The following is a 15,392-nucleotide window of genomic DNA, read 5'->3' on the forward strand; positions in this document are numbered from 1 at the left end:
TGAGAGGACATAATAATGACTATACTTTGGATGAATCTTTTTATCGTATTCATACTCGCATTTTTTGCAAGGTATTTTGCTATGCCGGTAACTACAGGAATTGTGATGTTAAAGCCGAATCGATTATTGATTTTAATGGCGACTCTCTCTCTTGTAGTAGTATCTGGTTTTAGAAATAATATTGGCGACACATATTTTTATATGCACGCTTTTAAAGTTACTGATTTTAACTGGGAGAATGTTCAAGATAGCAAGAATATCGGGTTTAGTATTTTGCAAATGATTTTAAAAATGTATACGAATGATCCTCAAGTTCTGATTTTTATAACGGCTTTAATAACAAATATATTAATAGTAGCAGTTCTATATAAATATTCAAGAATGATTGAGTTAAGTTTATATGTATATATAGCATCGGGTATGTATTTAGTTTCAATGAATGGATTGAGACAGTATTTAGCAGCAGCAATTATTTTTACCGCTACAAAATATATTTTAGATGGGAATTGGAAAAAATATTTTTTGATAGTTTTGTTTGCATCAACTTTTCACCAAAGCGCTCTTGTATTAATTCCTATTTATTTTTTAGTTCGAAGGAAAGCTTGGTCGACAATAACATTTATACTACTCTTTATTGCAGTACTTATTGTAATAGGATTTAATCAATTTGCAGAAGTTTTCTTTGCAACTATAGGGGATACACAATATGGTCACTATAAGGATTTTCAAGAAGGTGGAGCTAATATTCTTCGGGTTGTTGTGGAAGCAACTCCGCTCATCCTTGCTTTTATTGGGAGGCACAAACTAAGAGCACTTTTTCCACAAAGTGATTATATCGTAAACATGGCATTATTAGGTTTAGTTTTCATGATTATTTCAACTCAAAATTGGATTTTTGCAAGGTTTTCGATTTATTTTGGATTGTATCAATTAATATTAATTTCTTGGGTTGTAAAGTTATTTACTGATAAAGATCAAAAGCTTATTTATTATGCAGTTCTAGTATGTTATTTTATTTATTTTGTATATGAACATGTAATTACTTTGAGAATTGTCTATAGGAGCAATTTGCTTGGATAATAAAGTGTTAAATATATGGATTGGTTGTAAGATTGGGGTAGATTTCAATGGTTAAGGCTAAAGAAAACAAAAGGGTTTTGCACATTGTCAGTGCTATGAATAGGGGTGGCGCTGAAACTTTATTGATGAATATATATAGGAAAATAGATAGAAAGCAGCTTCAATTTGATTTTGTATCTCATGGAAGTGGGAAATGTGATTATGAAGATGAAATAGCAGCATTAGGTGGGAGATTATATGGAATACCAAGTTTAGGACAAGTAGGGCCTCTGTTATATATTAAAGAACTTATAAAGATAATGTCTAATGGTCAATATATAGCTGTACATGCACATACGGATTATCAAGGTGGTTTTGTAGCTTTGGCTGCAAAAATGGCTGGTATAAAAAAGAGAATTTGTCATTCTCATAGTAATAATTGGCCACAAGGATCTGGAGTCACAGCAAGAATTACCCTGAAGGTTCTGCAATCTATTATTAAATATGCTGGAACAGATTATTGTGCGTGTAGTGCTGAAGCTGCACGTTTTTTATTTGGTGAAAGGATGTTTCACAATAATAAGGTTGAATTGATTAAAAATGGATTAGATATTAATCAATTTATTGATGTGAATATAGGGGATATTGCCAGTGTAAGAAAGGAACTTTGTATACCGGATGCTGCGAAATTAATTGGGCATATAGGTCGTTTTTCAGAATCAAAGAATCATATTTTCATCTTACATGTTTTAAAGGAGATTTTAAAGAGAGATACAAATTTTATCGCAATTTTAGCAGGGGATGGTCCGTTAAAAACTTCTATTGAATTGAAAGCAAAAGAACTAGGTATTTATGAAAACATTAGATTTTTGGGAGTGAGAAAAGATATTCCGATAATTATGAATGTTATTGATGTTTTAATATTCCCTTCTTTATTCGAGGGGTTTGGTATTGTGACATTGGAAGCACAATGTGCAGGCGTACCTTGTGTTGTAGCGGATACAATACCTAAAAATACTGATATGGGATTAGGTATAATTTCGTTTGTGGGCTTAGATGAAAAAATTGAAATATGGTCCACAGAAATTTATAAAGCTCTATTAAAAGAAAGACCTGAAAGGGGAGTTATAATTAACAACATTTCAAGATTAGGTTTTGATATCAATAATAACATTCTTGATTGGTTAACGTTATATGGAATAGAGTGTAAGGAAGCCATAAGGTAATCTGACTTATTACCAATTTGTATATTTGAGCTATATGTTGATTTGTTGGGTGGAGAAAGCGAATTACCATATGGGAAAATAGAAGTCCACAATAGATTTTGTGAGGTATTCGATGATGAAAAAGAAAAAAATATTGATTACATCTTTTGATTTAGCAATTGGTGGAGTAGAAAGAAGCTTGATTGGTTTGTTAAATACAATTGATTACAGTAGATACGATATAGATTTAATGTTATTTAAACATGAGGGAGAGTTTTTTTCTTTATTACCTAAAGAACCGAATTTGTTACAAGAATTAAAAAAATATACTACTTTTAGGAAATCAATTAAACAAATAGTACAAGAGGGGCATATCTCTATTGGGATAACAAGATTGATAGGGAAAGTTATGGGTACTGTGCATGGGGGGTGTGTGAAGAGTGAAGAGCCAGGATACTTTGTCATTCAATATGGCTGGAGAATGTCTCTTCCATTTCTTCCAAGGTTGGAAGAAGAGTACGATGTTGCGATTAGTTTTTTGTGGCCACATTATTTCATAGGTAATAAAGTTCGAGCGAAAAGAAAAATCGGGTGGATCCATACAGATTATTCCAACATACAACTTAATAAAAGTATGGAATATAAAATGTGGAAAGAAGTAGATGATATCGTGGCTGTTTCTGAAAGTTGTAGAGATACATTTCTTAGTAGCATTCCTTATATTAATAAAAAAGTACAAGTTATTGAAAATATAATATCTCCTGAGTTTATACGTGAGCAATCTAATCAAGATATTACTCATGAAATACCAGCTAATCTTGGACGGATAAAACTAGTTACTGTAGGTAGACTTTCACACGCTAAGGGAATTGATGATGCTATACATGCCTTTCGGAAACTATTGGATCAAGGATATGATATTGAGTGGTACATTGTTGGATATGGACCTCAAGAAACTGAACTTAAAATATTGATAGATAAACTAGAGCTTCAAGATAGATTCTTTCTGCTAGGCAAGAAGACCAATCCGTATCCGTATATAAAAGCATGTGATATATATGTGCAACCATCCAGATATGAAGGAAAGGCTGTGACGGTACGTGAGGCGCAAATCCTTAAAAAACCAGTACTTATAACTAATTTTCCAACTGCAAAAAGCCAGTTAGAGAATGGTGTAGATGGATGGATTTGTCCAATGGGTGTTGAGGGGATTGTAGGGGGAATAAAAAAAATGGTTGATAATGGCGAATTCAGAAATAAAATTGTGAATAATACTAGTCAACGGAATTATGGTAATGAAGCAGAAGTGGAAAAGGTATATAGATTAATTGAATGATAATAGATTAAGTTATAAAATTAAAAAATCTTTTGTTGTTTATAAAAGATACTTGGAGGAATTGCTTTCATGGAAAATGTTTTAGTATTAGATACGTCGGTAGGTTCTCTTAACAAGGGCGATGACATAATAATGAAGTGTGTAAAGTACCAGCTATCTGATATAACTAAAAATGCATATGTTTTAACATTACCCACTCATGTTTCACCATTTCATTGGTATCAAGTAGCAAGAAATTCACATCGAGTACAGATTTATAGTAGTGCTAAATATAAGTTTGTAGGTGGTTCAAACTTGCTAGTGATGGACATGCTTACTCATTTTCCTCAATGGAATATTAATATGTTTAATTGTGCTCCTTTAAAAGGGAGTATTTTAGTTGGTGTTGGTGCAGGGAAAGGTAATAAGATAAATGCATATACAAAGTTGTTATATAAAAAAGTTCTATCACATGAATATGTACATAGTGTTAGAGACGAAAGGACAAAAAGATTTTTAGAAGAAATGGGGTTTAAAGCTTTAAATACAGGTTGTGCAACATTGTGGTCCCTTACACCTGAATTTTGTAAGGAAATTCCGACAAAAAAATCAGAATCAGTTGTTTTTACACTTACTCATCATTCTAAGAATTGTGTAAAGGATCAATTATTGATAGATGTACTTAATAAAAATTATAAAAATGTTTATTTTTGGATACAAGACGCGGGAGATCTTGAATATTTTAAAGAATTAAAAGATATACAAGAAATAAAAATTGTGCCACCTACTATAGAAGAATACGAAAAAATACTTAATACAGAGGTGGATTATATCGGAACGCGTTTACATGGCGGTATATTTGCAATGCGACATAAAAAACGTACAATAATTATTTCAATAGATGAAAGAGCCCAGGGGATGGGCGAGACATACAATTTAAATTTAATCGATAGAGCTGATTTTAATAATCTTGAAAAAATGATTAATTCAGAAATAATAACAGATGTTAAGGTAGATTTTGATGTGGTAAATCTATGGTTAAGACAATTCTCTAATTAATTAGAATAATGCGGCAAAATAGGTGGTTTATTAGGAGGAAAAAATGAATAGTATAATTCTTGATAAAATTATAATAAAAAATAACAGGGTGGATTACTTTTTTAGTATCAAGGGGGATTTACAAAAGTATTTTAAAACAAGTAATCATATGTTTCTTGAATACAACTATGATTTATCTGATATTCCAAATAGCATTTTAGCTATTCCATTTGTTGCGAATGTAGTCCCTCTTATATGGATTACTGATTCAACAATAGTGATAAAAGAATTAGATAAATCCTTTTATGTCTGTCTAAATAATATAAAGAATGCATATCAAAACATGTTTCCTAATGTCAAATTTATGGGTTCTATTGTTGTAGATAAAATTGTTGACAATACTTATATTCCTAGACTAGAGGCATCATCTCTATTTAGTGGAGGCCTTGATGCACTTACTACTTTTATAAGAATAAAGGATAAAAAGCCGTTATTGGTTACTGAATATGGATGGCATGAAGATGATATAGAGAGCAGTAATGTGTGGGATGCAGATAAAGAAAATGTTATAAATTTTGCAAAAGATAATGGATTAGAAAACATTCTTATACAATCTAATTATGGTACTTTTATAATCGCTGGGAATGTTGATCATGACTTTAGAGACAAATTAGAAGATACATGGTGGCATGGATTACACCATGGATTAGCAATAATATCTGCAGCTATTCCTATAGCTTTCAAACTTAAGATAAAATGCATATATATTGCAAGTTCTAATTCCCCTTTATATCAAGTTACTTGTGCATCTGACCCAACAGTGGACAATGAAATAAAATATGCATCGGGTGAAGTTTTTCACGATGGATACGAACTTACTAGGCAGGATAAAGTTAAAGTGGTTGTGGACCATTATTCAATTAATAAGGAATCGGTTAACATCAGGGTATGTTTTAAAAATGAAGAAAATTGTTGTAAATGTGAAAAATGTTTAAGAACTATTATGGGAATTGTTGCTGAAGGAAAAGATCCTCGGGAGTATGGATTCAATATCCCAAATAATCTTTTTCAGTACGTCAAAAAATCTTTAAATAATGAGGTTAAGTTTTTTACAAATACGTTTATTGTTATGTATTGGAATCTAATTCAAGTTCGGATGAAGCAAAACTACACTTATATATTAGATAAAGATTTACTAGATTGGTTTTTAGATTATGATTTTAAAGCGCAGCGAAGAAAAGCATTATTAAAATACAGAATAACAAAATTTTTTCCTATTTTAAAGAGAAAGATTAGTATTAAAGTAAATGCAATACTTAAACAAAACAATTAAAAATAGAGGGTATTATTATGAGAATACAAAATTCCCTGAAAAATATATTATTTGGTTTGTCTGGACAAATAATCAGTATTGGTATGGGGTTCATTGTTAGAACGGCTTTTATTTATACACTCGGCATAGAATATTTAGGTGTGGATGGACTTTTTACAAGTATATTAATTATGTTTTCACTAGCTAATTTGGGTTTTGATACTGCTATAATTTATAGTTTATACAGGCCTTTAGCTGAAAATGATATTTATAAAATACAGGCATTAATGAACTTATATCAAAAAGCATACAGATTAATAGGATTAATAGTTTTGTTACTAGGGTTATCACTGTTACCATTTCTTCCTTATATAACGAATGCACATACTATAATTGAAAATATTAACATGATCTATCTCTTATTTTTAGTAAGTTCAGTTTCATCATATTATTTTGTGTATAAGCAATCAATTATTATTGCTGATCAACGTAATCATGTTATTTCTAAAATACATAGTATATTCACAATCATATCCCACTCGTTACAAGTTTTTTTATTGATAGCTACAAGTAATTATATTTTGGTACTAATAGTTCAATTAGCATTGAGAGTGATTGAAAATATATATATTGCAAATAAGGCAAATAAATTATATCCATATTTACAAGGGAAAAATAATGCAAAACTATCCAAAAAAGATAGAAAGCTATTCTTTGAAAATTTGTATGCTTTATTATTATACAAAATTAGTGGTGTAGTAATTAACGGAACTGATAATATTGTTATCTCTAAATTTATTGGAATTATTTGGGTTGGTATGTATTCGAACTATTTGTTGATTTTAAACACATTAAATACCTTGTTAGGGTATTTTTTTTATTCTATTACTGCCAGTGTCGGGAATTTAAATGTTAAAGAAGATGTGGAAAAAAAATATTTTATTTTTCGTGTGATAAATTTCGCTAATTTTTGGATATATGGATTTTGTACGGTTTGTCTTTGGAATTTAATGAATCCATTTATAACTCTATGGTTAGGTGAGAATTATGTGTTTAATAAATACATAATATTTGCCATAATACTAAATTTTTTTACTGCTGGAATGCAAAATGCGGCCACAACTTTTAGAGAAACCACTGGCTTATTTAAAAAAGGAAAATATAGACCTATTATAGCGGCTGTTATAAATATTGTAGTTTCTATAATTCTCGCGAAGCAAATAGGAATTGCAGGTGTATTTTTGGGTACTGTTATCAGCAGATTGTGTACCTATTTTTGGTACGATCCGTATGTTATATTTAAATTTGTTTTCAAAAGATCGGTAAAATTATATTTTGTTAGATATAGTTTGTTTGGATTTCTAGTTTTTGTTTCTGTAATCATAACAGATACTCTTGGCAATATCTTTTATACCGATATATTTATAAATATGGTAATACGCAGTATTTTGTGTCTTATTATTCCCAATGTAATTTTTTTAATTACGTTTAGAAAACATGAAGAGTTTAAATATTTACGGGATATAGTAAGACAAATTGTTAACAAAATTCTATCTAAGTTATTAACAAAAAAAAACTTATTTCAGAAATATTAAAAATAGTTGAAGAGCAATATGAGGAATAATAGCTTTCTGGTATAGAAAATGTAAATGAATAAGCAAAAAATATCTAACTTAAATTAGTTCTCATGGTTTTATATAATGAACGTGTGAATTTAGTCAATTTATTTTAGTGGAGGAAATTATGAACGACTGTAAAGGTATGGTACCTAATTTAACTGAATTTTCTGAATTACTTTCAAAGAACCGTATTGAGAATACTACAGTTCCGCGTACAGCATATATCTTACAAATCCACAAAAATCCAGATCAAGTAAATGGGTTTATTAACCAAATTATCTCAGAAGAACAAGCCGATGTATTTGTTCATATTGATAAAAAAACACACAATGAATTATGTAGGAAAATATTAAGAAATCCTAATGTGGAAGTTTTGCATGAGAATATAGACGTAAAATGGGGTGATATAAGCCAGATAGATGCTACGATTTTGTTGCTAAAAAAAGTAATAGATACACAAAAAAGTTACGATTTTGTGTGCCTTAGAAGTGGTCAAGATTTATTGGTGAAAAACGGATTTAAAGATTTTCTATTAAATAATAAAAACAAAATATTTATGACAGCAACTCATATTGAAAGGAGTAATTCAGATGTTTCTTTTCAGAATATCAGTTGGCCAAAGGTAGCAAGGAAACAATACAATGTATTTCATCCTTTTAGAGTTTTTAGAAGAATAATTATGCGTTTGTATGGTTGGGGATTTAACATGTTTCCCAACCCATATAAGTTGCCTGAAGAGTTCTCACTTTATCACGGTTCATCGTGGTTTTGTATCCCTTTGGATATTGCAAGATATATTATAGATTTTTTAGAAAGAAATGAATGGTACTATGATGCTTTTAAAAATGCTTTATGTCCAGATGAATGGTTTTTTCAGACAATAATAATGAATTCGGAGTACAAATCTCAAGTTGTAAATAATAATTTAATATACTTGAGGTGGGGCCAGACTTTTAAAACCCGAAATCATCCGATTACCTTCACCTTGGAAGATATCAATTCAATAGAAAGCTCAGATCAATATTTTGCAAGGAAATTTGATCAAAACTTTGATAAATCAGTAATAGAGTATTTTGCAAGTAGAATAAAAATGTAGCATTTAAATCGGCTATCATACTATACGTCTCTGTTCATGTTCTTTCAACGTTTCTACTGTCTAACGGTAAAAAATTGAGATATAAAGTCACTTTATGTTCAGCCGCTTTTATTCTTTTCTCTATTATTAATATCCAATCAATTTACCTCGCTAAACATAATATGTAGAAAAACAAGAAAGAGGTGTAAATTGATTTGGCTAATCTGGGAGATCTTAGTGACGTAGATTTAACAAGCAAGATGCCTTCGAATAATGATATTTTGACTTATGATAGTACAAAATCAAAATGGGTTCCAAAATCCCCAGAAGATACATTTAATTCAAACACATATGTGCTTGAATTAAATAGATGGAATGCTAAAAATGATGGAACTGATGCCGTTAACACTTCTCAAGGTATTAATAATGCTTTAAAGTGGGCATCTCAACAAGGATATACAGAAGTTGTATTACCAAAAGGAACGTACTTGATTGATAAAAATAAACCAATTGAACCACAAAGTTACCTAACGCTAAATTTGAATGGTGCAACTTTAAAAATGGAAACAAATAACTTGACGGGATATGCGATTGTGAGTTTCTGTAAAAATCAAGTCTACTCTAGGGTTACAAATGGTATTATCCAGGGAGATAAAGATACGCATGATTACTCTAGCGGAGGAACACATGAGGGAGGATACGGCGTTGCAGTGGGGAGTTTTACTCCGACTGCCGATGGAGGGAATAATACAAGATTTGTATCTTTAGATAATCTAGATATTTTGAATTGTACAGGAGATGCCATTACACTTAACAGTACTTTTGGTCAGATTTCGCCTTTTCCAACATCATTAGCTAGTTCATTTGAACAAGGCTCAATCAGTACAACAGATGGTTCGTTAGTAAGTAGTACGACAAAGATACGCTCCAAATTACAAATTGATATGAAGCAAGCTGCTATTGTAAAGTATGGTTATTTCGGTCTTTATGGGAATGGATTTGGCGGGTTGGGTACCGATATAACATGCGATTATTATGATGTTATTTTTTATAATTTAAGTAACGCATTTATATCCGCTAAAATTAATGTGCAATTTTTTGATGAAGTGGAAGTTCCTAATGGAGCAAGTTATGCTAAAATCGTTCTTCATCAAAGTACTGTTCCTGCTCCCACAAATTGTTTAATAAATGTTCGGGTCCCTTCTTTTTCTCAATATACTTATATTGAGAAATGCAACTTACATCATTGTCGTAGACAAGGGATTACTGTAGGTGGCGCAAAGAATGTGTACATTCGTGATAATGACATTCATCATATCGCAGGTACTGATCCACAAAGTGGAATTGATATTGAAGATGGATATGATTTGAACCAATATATCTATATTGAAAGAAATAATTTTCATGACAATCAAAAATATAACATTATTGTTGTAAATGGGAAATTTATTTATATAGTAAACAATTCTATCATGAATACCATTTCAAATGCTTATGTTGGGGTATCAATTAATGGTGGCGCAGATAGAGTAATTGTAACAGGGAATAATATCCGACTAGCAAAGGTCTTTTTAGCAGGAGATGTTATTTTCTCTAATAATTATGTGTATGGAGCACAAATAAATGCTCAAGGTGTATATGGAAACAGATCTATTAATATATTTGATAATGTTTTTTGTAACAGTAAAATGATTATTGATACACCATTCCCATATGTAGTTAGGGTTGATTCTTGTCGTTTTTTTAATGACGTGGATAAACTTAACTCTTTGTCATCGTTGTATCAGTGGACTCTAGAAGTGAAAAATGAACCACAAACGATATCGAATTGCGTATTTGAAGGACAAGATGTATTATATTTAAATTATTCAACAGCAGGAACATTTAAACCAGGCTGGATTTTTGAAAATACAATATTTAAAAATGTGAAAAATCCAACTTTATTTGCGGGAACGTATACAAATTGTTTCTTTAAAGACATTGTGTTTTTAGGCACACAATCAAGTACAGCAAATTCGTTAGAATTAAGAGATTGTAAGATCATTAGTACGGATATAAATAATACGTTACTTACAGTAAATAATTTCAAATCATTCAAAATAATTAATTGTTACATTGAAAAAACAAATGGAACAGTCTTAAATATTCAAAATGTGTCTGATGATATCATGTTAAGTGGGAATGTTATAAAAATTACAAATGATACTCTTCCAAGAGCTATTATTATTTTAGATGTAGCTTTTGCAGGGAAACAAGCAGTAATTCAAAATAATAATGTAACTGCTACGAACTTAGCACAAGTAGGAATTGATAATAGAACAGCAAGTAATACTCTTCAACTTGTAATGAAAAACAATGTGTTAAATAATGCAACAATGATGATTACAGGGAAAGAATTTCTGCAAGGAAATATTATTTACGGTGTGATTGATCCATACTACCGAATGTCAAGTATCCCAACATCAGGTTATTATGGATTAGGACAAGAAGTGAAAAATTCAAACCCGACTGTCGCGGGATATGTTGGATGGATTTGTACTACAGGCGGATATGCAAATAATCAAACATGGGTAGCATCTAAATATTATTCGAAAGGTAGTAGAATTAATTCGGGTAATCATGTATATGAAGCATTAAATGATGGTACGTCATATACAACTATGCCTACCTTTTCATCAGTTTCCGGTAGTGCAGTTACTGATAATAATATTATATGGAAGGAAATTGGGTCATTAGCAGTATTCAAAACATTCGGATTTATAAACGCATAATGTGTTTATTCACTTTTAGTTATTAATATAGAAAAAAGAAAATCTACTATGTTCTTTTAATAAGCATAGTAGCTTTTCTTTTTTTGCTTAGAATTTTAGGAACAATTATTAGTAGTAATGACTAAAATGAATTATATCTGGCTTATGTAAAACTAATCGAGTTAAGTTTCTTTTCAATTTTTTGTCCTATAATCCTAATTGTATTTGTTAGTACGGATTTTTTATATTATTGTCTATGAGTCTAATAAAAAATGATTTGTTTTTAATAGACTCAAGAGTGAAAGGAAGGGAATCAGTAGCCCTTCCTTCTTTTTATTTATTATATTGATATGGTTTAGGAAGACGCTCTAAAAAATTTGAGTGAGGAGTATAATTATATATGAAGAGACTTTTTGATTTGTTAGTTTCTTTTTCATTGTTATTAATTCTCTCATTGCCTATTCTTATAGTAGCTATTTTAGTTAGAATTAAGCTAGGCTCTCCGATCATATTTAAGCAGCAACGTCCAGGGTTATATGAAAAAACATTCCACCTTTACAAATTTCGTACAATGACCGATGCAAGGGATAATAATGGTGAGCTCTTACCTGATCAAATTAGGTTAACCTCATTTGGGAAATTTCTTAGAAAATATAGTTTAGATGAATTGCCGCAGCTTATAAATGTTGTAAAAGGTAATATAAGTTTAGTAGGACCGCGGCCATTATTAATGGGATACTTGCCTTTATATTCTAATGAACAAGCTAAAAGACATCATGTAAAACCTGGAATCACTGGATGGGCACAAGTAAATGGGAGAAATAGCATTTCATGGGATGAAAAATTTAAACTGGATGTATGGTATGTTGAGAATCAAAGTTTTCTTCTAGATTTAAAAATTTTATATTTAACTTTTAGTAAAGTCTTAAAATCAGAAGGCATACAAAATGGTAGCCACGCAACTATGCCAATTTTTAAAGGGAGTATAAAACATGATGAAAAATAATATGAATATCTTGTTTACTAGTTCTGGTAGGAGAGTAGCTTTAATAAAAAAATTTAAGGAAGTTTTTGAGCAAGAAAAAATGAACGGGAACATCATTACTGCAGATTTAAAAGAAACTGCTCCTACTATTTACTTTAGCGATAAGCATTTTGTTGTTCCACGTGTAAATGAAAAAGGGTATATAGATGAGTTATTGAAGATATGTAGATCTGAAGGTATAAAACTAATAATTCCGTTAATTGATACAGAATTGATTCTTTTGGCTAATAATGCGAAGGTTTTTGAAAGTATTGGTGTAAAAGTACTTGTTTCTAGTATGGAATTAAATAAAATAGCCAATAACAAAAAATACACGTATAACTTCTTTGTTTCTAATAATATACCAACGCCCAGAGTATATAGTGATGAAGAAATTGAAAGAAAAGAATATCAATTTCCATTATTGATTAAACCTTATGATGGAAGTTCTAGTAAAGGTGTAACAAAAATTATGAATGAAAAGGAATTGGAATTCTTTAAGGAGTATATACCTAACGCGATGATACAAGAGTATGTTTCAGGGGAAGAATATACTATAGATATAATGGTAGATTTTTATGGAAATATAAAAACGATTGTTCCTAGGTTACGTATAGAGACACGAGCAGGTGAGGTAAGTAAAGGGATGACCAAGAAGGATAATGAAATTATCAAAGCTGCAGAAAGTGTAATAAAAGTTCTTCCTAATCCTGTTGGCTGTATTACTTTGCAATGTTTTAAAAAGGCAAATGGAGAAATTACGTTTATTGAAATAAATCCACGTTTTGGTGGAGGGATTCCGTTATCGATCGAAGCGGGAGCAAATTTTCCTTTATGGACAATTAAAATGTGTCAGGGGGAAGTTTTTGCAGAAAAAGATTTTAGTTGGAAAGAAAATCTAACAATGCTTAGATATGATGAAGCAGTTTTTATGGAGAGTATTTAATATGGTGATTAAAGCAATTGTTTTTGATATGGATGATACTTTATATAAAGAAAAGGATTATATCGTAAGTGGTTTTAAAGCAGTGGATGAGTGGATTGAAGAGAACTACAAGAAAACTGGATTTTATAATGCTGCAATTCAATTATTCGATTTTGGGGAAAGAAGGTTTGTGTTTAATAAAACGCTTGAAAAGTTAAACATTCCTTACGATGAAAATTTGATTAGTAATTTGATAGAACAGTATAGGTTTCATAAACCAGATATTCAATTGTTGGATGAAGCGGAGTGGGTACTAAATAATTTAGTTAATACCGTTAAAATAGGACTTATTTCAGACGGATATTTAGTTACCCAAGAAAAGAAGATTAATGCATTAAAGTTAAAAGGGAGATTTCATTCGATAATTCTCACTGATAAGCTTGGAAAAGAATATTGGAAACCGAGCCAAATTCCTTATGAAAAAATAAGTAAGGAACTACAGGTTCCTCATCAGCAGTGTGTTTATATAGGAGATAATTTAAGTAAGGATTTTATAACTGCTAAGAAACTAAATTGGATAACAATTCATATTAATAGAGAAGATGGGATTTACCGTAATCTTATAGTTGAGCAAGATTATAAAGCGCATTATACAATTAATAGTTTAAGAAGACTTCCAGAGATCCCTGTATTAAAGCATATGTTTTTAGATACATAATATTTAAAATATGTATAAAGGGTGTGTTTACATGCAAACAGTTCAGCATAAAAAACGAATCTATCTCTCTTCACCGCACATGGGCGGAAATGAACAAAAATATATTCAAGATGCATTTGACTCAAACTGGATTGCCCCTCTTGGCCTAAATGTAGATGAATTTGAAAGAGAACTTGCATCTTTTGTAGGAGTTAAAGGTGGGACTGCAGTTAGTTCAGGTACGGCTGCCATTCATTTAGCTTTACGGTTATTAGATGTTCAAGAGGGAGATACAGTGTTTTGTTCAAGTTTCACCTTTGTAGCGAGTGCGAATCCGATTGTTTATTTAGGTGCTGAACCAGTGTTTGTTGACTCAGAATCGGAAACATGGAATATGTCACCACAAGCGCTAGAACATGCATTATATGATGCTAATAAGGCGGGGAAATTACCGAAGGCCGTTATTCTTGTTCATTTATATGGACAGAGTGCTAAATTAGATGAAATTCTTTCGCTTTGTAATCAATATGATGTTCCTATCATTGAGGATGCAGCAGAATCTCTAGGTTCTACATATAAAGGGAAAGCAAGCGGTACATTTGGGAGGTTTGGGGTTTATTCATTTAACGGAAATAAAATTATTACAACTTCGGGTGGTGGAATGCTTGTATCTGATGATACGGAAGCATTAGTGAAAGCGAAATTTTTAGCGACGCAAGCAAAGGATCCAGCACCACATTATGAACATAGTGAGATAGGATATAATTATCGAATGAGTAATATTTTAGCTGGTGTTGGGAGAGGGCAATTAGAAGTGTTAGAAGATAGAGTGAGGGCGAGAAGGCGTATATTTAATCGGTATTATGAAGAATTATCTCACATACCTGGATTTTATTTTATGCCGGAATTAGAAAATACTCGCTCGAATCGTTGGCTTACAACTATGATGATTGATGAAAAGGAATCGGGTATCTCTATTGGAAAATTATTGACAACTTTAGCAGAAGAGAATATTGAAGCACGTCCTACGTGGAAGCCACTACATATGCAGTCACTTTTTAAAGAAAGTAAGTATTATTCTCATCAGAAAGATAATGATGTATCCGCAAGGTTATTTGAAAAGGGGATTTGTCTTCCTTCTGGGTCCAATATGATGGATGAGGATCAGTGGAGAGTTGTTCAGGCGATTATAAATATTATATAACATGGGATAATTCACAGAGAAACAAGTACATATTAAGGTTCATTATAATGAACCTTAACGTTGTTTATTTGGTGTATATTTCCATTATTATATTGACGTGAAAGTAATATAATGATAATTTAAATGTATCTATACCTAGGTTTATAGGTGAATTAGGATGTATGGTTGA

At 30.9% G+C, this 15,392-nt stretch carries 12 protein-coding genes; all 12 read left to right on the forward strand.

What is annotated here, in order from left to right; all coding sequences use genetic code 11:
- The first annotated feature begins 15 nt into the window (after positions 1–15).
- The 12 genes from MKX77_RS06490 to MKX77_RS06545 all read left to right on the forward strand — a co-directional run bounded on the left by MKX77_RS06490 (position 16) and on the right by MKX77_RS06545 (position 15,223).
- Positions 16–1,080 (forward strand): EpsG family protein, encoded by a 1,065-nt coding sequence (locus MKX77_RS06490; RefSeq protein WP_341306071.1) that lies wholly within the window; start codon positions 16–18, stop codon positions 1,078–1,080.
- A 47-nt stretch (positions 1,081–1,127) separates the two neighbouring features.
- Positions 1,128–2,285, forward strand: coding sequence for a glycosyltransferase family 1 protein (locus MKX77_RS06495; protein WP_341306072.1), 1,158 nt, complete (start codon positions 1,128–1,130; stop codon positions 2,283–2,285).
- 115 nt (positions 2,286–2,400) lie between these two features.
- The gene (locus MKX77_RS06500; protein ID WP_341307936.1) at positions 2,401–3,600 is read left to right on the forward strand and encodes a glycosyltransferase; all 1,200 of its coding nucleotides are present in this window, start codon (positions 2,401–2,403) and stop codon (positions 3,598–3,600) included.
- Positions 3,601–3,669: 69 nt separating this feature from the next.
- Positions 3,670–4,638 (forward strand): polysaccharide pyruvyl transferase family protein, encoded by a 969-nt coding sequence (locus MKX77_RS06505; RefSeq protein WP_341306073.1) that lies wholly within the window; start codon positions 3,670–3,672, stop codon positions 4,636–4,638.
- A gap of 43 nt (positions 4,639–4,681) precedes the next feature.
- Entirely contained in the window at positions 4,682–5,950 is a 1,269-nt protein-coding gene (locus MKX77_RS06510) for a peptidase (protein WP_341306074.1), read from the forward strand.
- A 17-nt stretch (positions 5,951–5,967) separates the two neighbouring features.
- Positions 5,968–7,524: a lipopolysaccharide biosynthesis protein gene (locus tag MKX77_RS06515; protein ID WP_341306075.1), complete on the forward strand. Its 1,557-nt coding sequence runs from the start codon at positions 5,968–5,970 to the stop codon at positions 7,522–7,524.
- Positions 7,525–7,672: 148 nt separating this feature from the next.
- The gene (locus tag MKX77_RS06520) at positions 7,673–8,644 is read left to right on the forward strand and encodes a beta-1,6-N-acetylglucosaminyltransferase (RefSeq protein ID WP_341306076.1); all 972 of its coding nucleotides are present in this window, start codon (positions 7,673–7,675) and stop codon (positions 8,642–8,644) included.
- A gap of 239 nt (positions 8,645–8,883) precedes the next feature.
- Positions 8,884–11,394: a right-handed parallel beta-helix repeat-containing protein gene (locus tag MKX77_RS06525; protein WP_341307937.1), complete on the forward strand. Its 2,511-nt coding sequence runs from the start codon at positions 8,884–8,886 to the stop codon at positions 11,392–11,394.
- 379 nt (positions 11,395–11,773) lie between these two features.
- Complete coding sequence (locus MKX77_RS06530; RefSeq protein WP_341306077.1) at positions 11,774–12,379, forward strand: sugar transferase; 606 nt, start codon at positions 11,774–11,776, stop codon at positions 12,377–12,379.
- Complete coding sequence (locus MKX77_RS06535) at positions 12,366–13,343, forward strand: ATP-grasp domain-containing protein (RefSeq protein ID WP_341306078.1); 978 nt, start codon at positions 12,366–12,368, stop codon at positions 13,341–13,343. Before MKX77_RS06530 ends, MKX77_RS06535 begins: the two co-directional genes overlap by 14 nt.
- 1 nt (position 13,344) lies before the next feature.
- Positions 13,345–14,040 (forward strand): HAD family hydrolase, encoded by a 696-nt coding sequence (locus tag MKX77_RS06540; protein WP_341306079.1) that lies wholly within the window; start codon positions 13,345–13,347, stop codon positions 14,038–14,040.
- 31 nt (positions 14,041–14,071) lie between these two features.
- A complete protein-coding gene (locus MKX77_RS06545) occupies positions 14,072–15,223 on the forward strand; it encodes an aminotransferase class I/II-fold pyridoxal phosphate-dependent enzyme (RefSeq protein WP_341306080.1) in 1,152 nt (383 codons plus the stop codon).
- The last annotated feature ends 169 nt before the right edge of the window (positions 15,224–15,392 follow it).

It is taken from the genome of Bacillus sp. FSL R9-9410 (genome assembly GCF_038050385.1).
Taxonomy (GTDB): Bacteria; Bacillota; Bacilli; order Bacillales; family Bacillaceae_G; genus Bacillus_A; species Bacillus_A cereus_U.

What these genes read in the sequence shown, in the direction of transcription:
- MKX77_RS06500 (WP_341307936.1), top strand. Translation starts at nt 2,401, where the DNA reads ATGAAAAAGAAAAAAATATTGATTACATCTTTTGATTTAGCAATTGGT.
- MKX77_RS06495 (WP_341306072.1), top strand. Translation starts at nt 1,128, where the DNA reads ATGGTTAAGGCTAAAGAAAACAAAAGGGTTTTGCACATTGTCAGTGCT.
- MKX77_RS06545 (WP_341306080.1), top strand. Translation starts at nt 14,072, where the DNA reads ATGCAAACAGTTCAGCATAAAAAACGAATCTATCTCTCTTCACCGCAC.
- MKX77_RS06525 (WP_341307937.1), top strand. Translation starts at nt 8,884, where the DNA reads ATGCCTTCGAATAATGATATTTTGACTTATGATAGTACAAAATCAAAA.
- MKX77_RS06520 (WP_341306076.1), top strand. Translation starts at nt 7,673, where the DNA reads ATGAACGACTGTAAAGGTATGGTACCTAATTTAACTGAATTTTCTGAA.
- MKX77_RS06540 (WP_341306079.1), top strand. Translation starts at nt 13,345, where the DNA reads ATGGTGATTAAAGCAATTGTTTTTGATATGGATGATACTTTATATAAA.
- MKX77_RS06510 (WP_341306074.1), top strand. Translation starts at nt 4,682, where the DNA reads ATGAATAGTATAATTCTTGATAAAATTATAATAAAAAATAACAGGGTG.
- MKX77_RS06535 (WP_341306078.1), top strand. Translation starts at nt 12,366, where the DNA reads ATGATGAAAAATAATATGAATATCTTGTTTACTAGTTCTGGTAGGAGA.
- MKX77_RS06530 (WP_341306077.1), top strand. Translation starts at nt 11,774, where the DNA reads ATGAAGAGACTTTTTGATTTGTTAGTTTCTTTTTCATTGTTATTAATT.
- MKX77_RS06505 (WP_341306073.1), top strand. Translation starts at nt 3,670, where the DNA reads ATGGAAAATGTTTTAGTATTAGATACGTCGGTAGGTTCTCTTAACAAG.
- MKX77_RS06515 (WP_341306075.1), top strand. Translation starts at nt 5,968, where the DNA reads ATGAGAATACAAAATTCCCTGAAAAATATATTATTTGGTTTGTCTGGA.
- MKX77_RS06490 (WP_341306071.1), top strand. Translation starts at nt 16, where the DNA reads ATGACTATACTTTGGATGAATCTTTTTATCGTATTCATACTCGCATTT.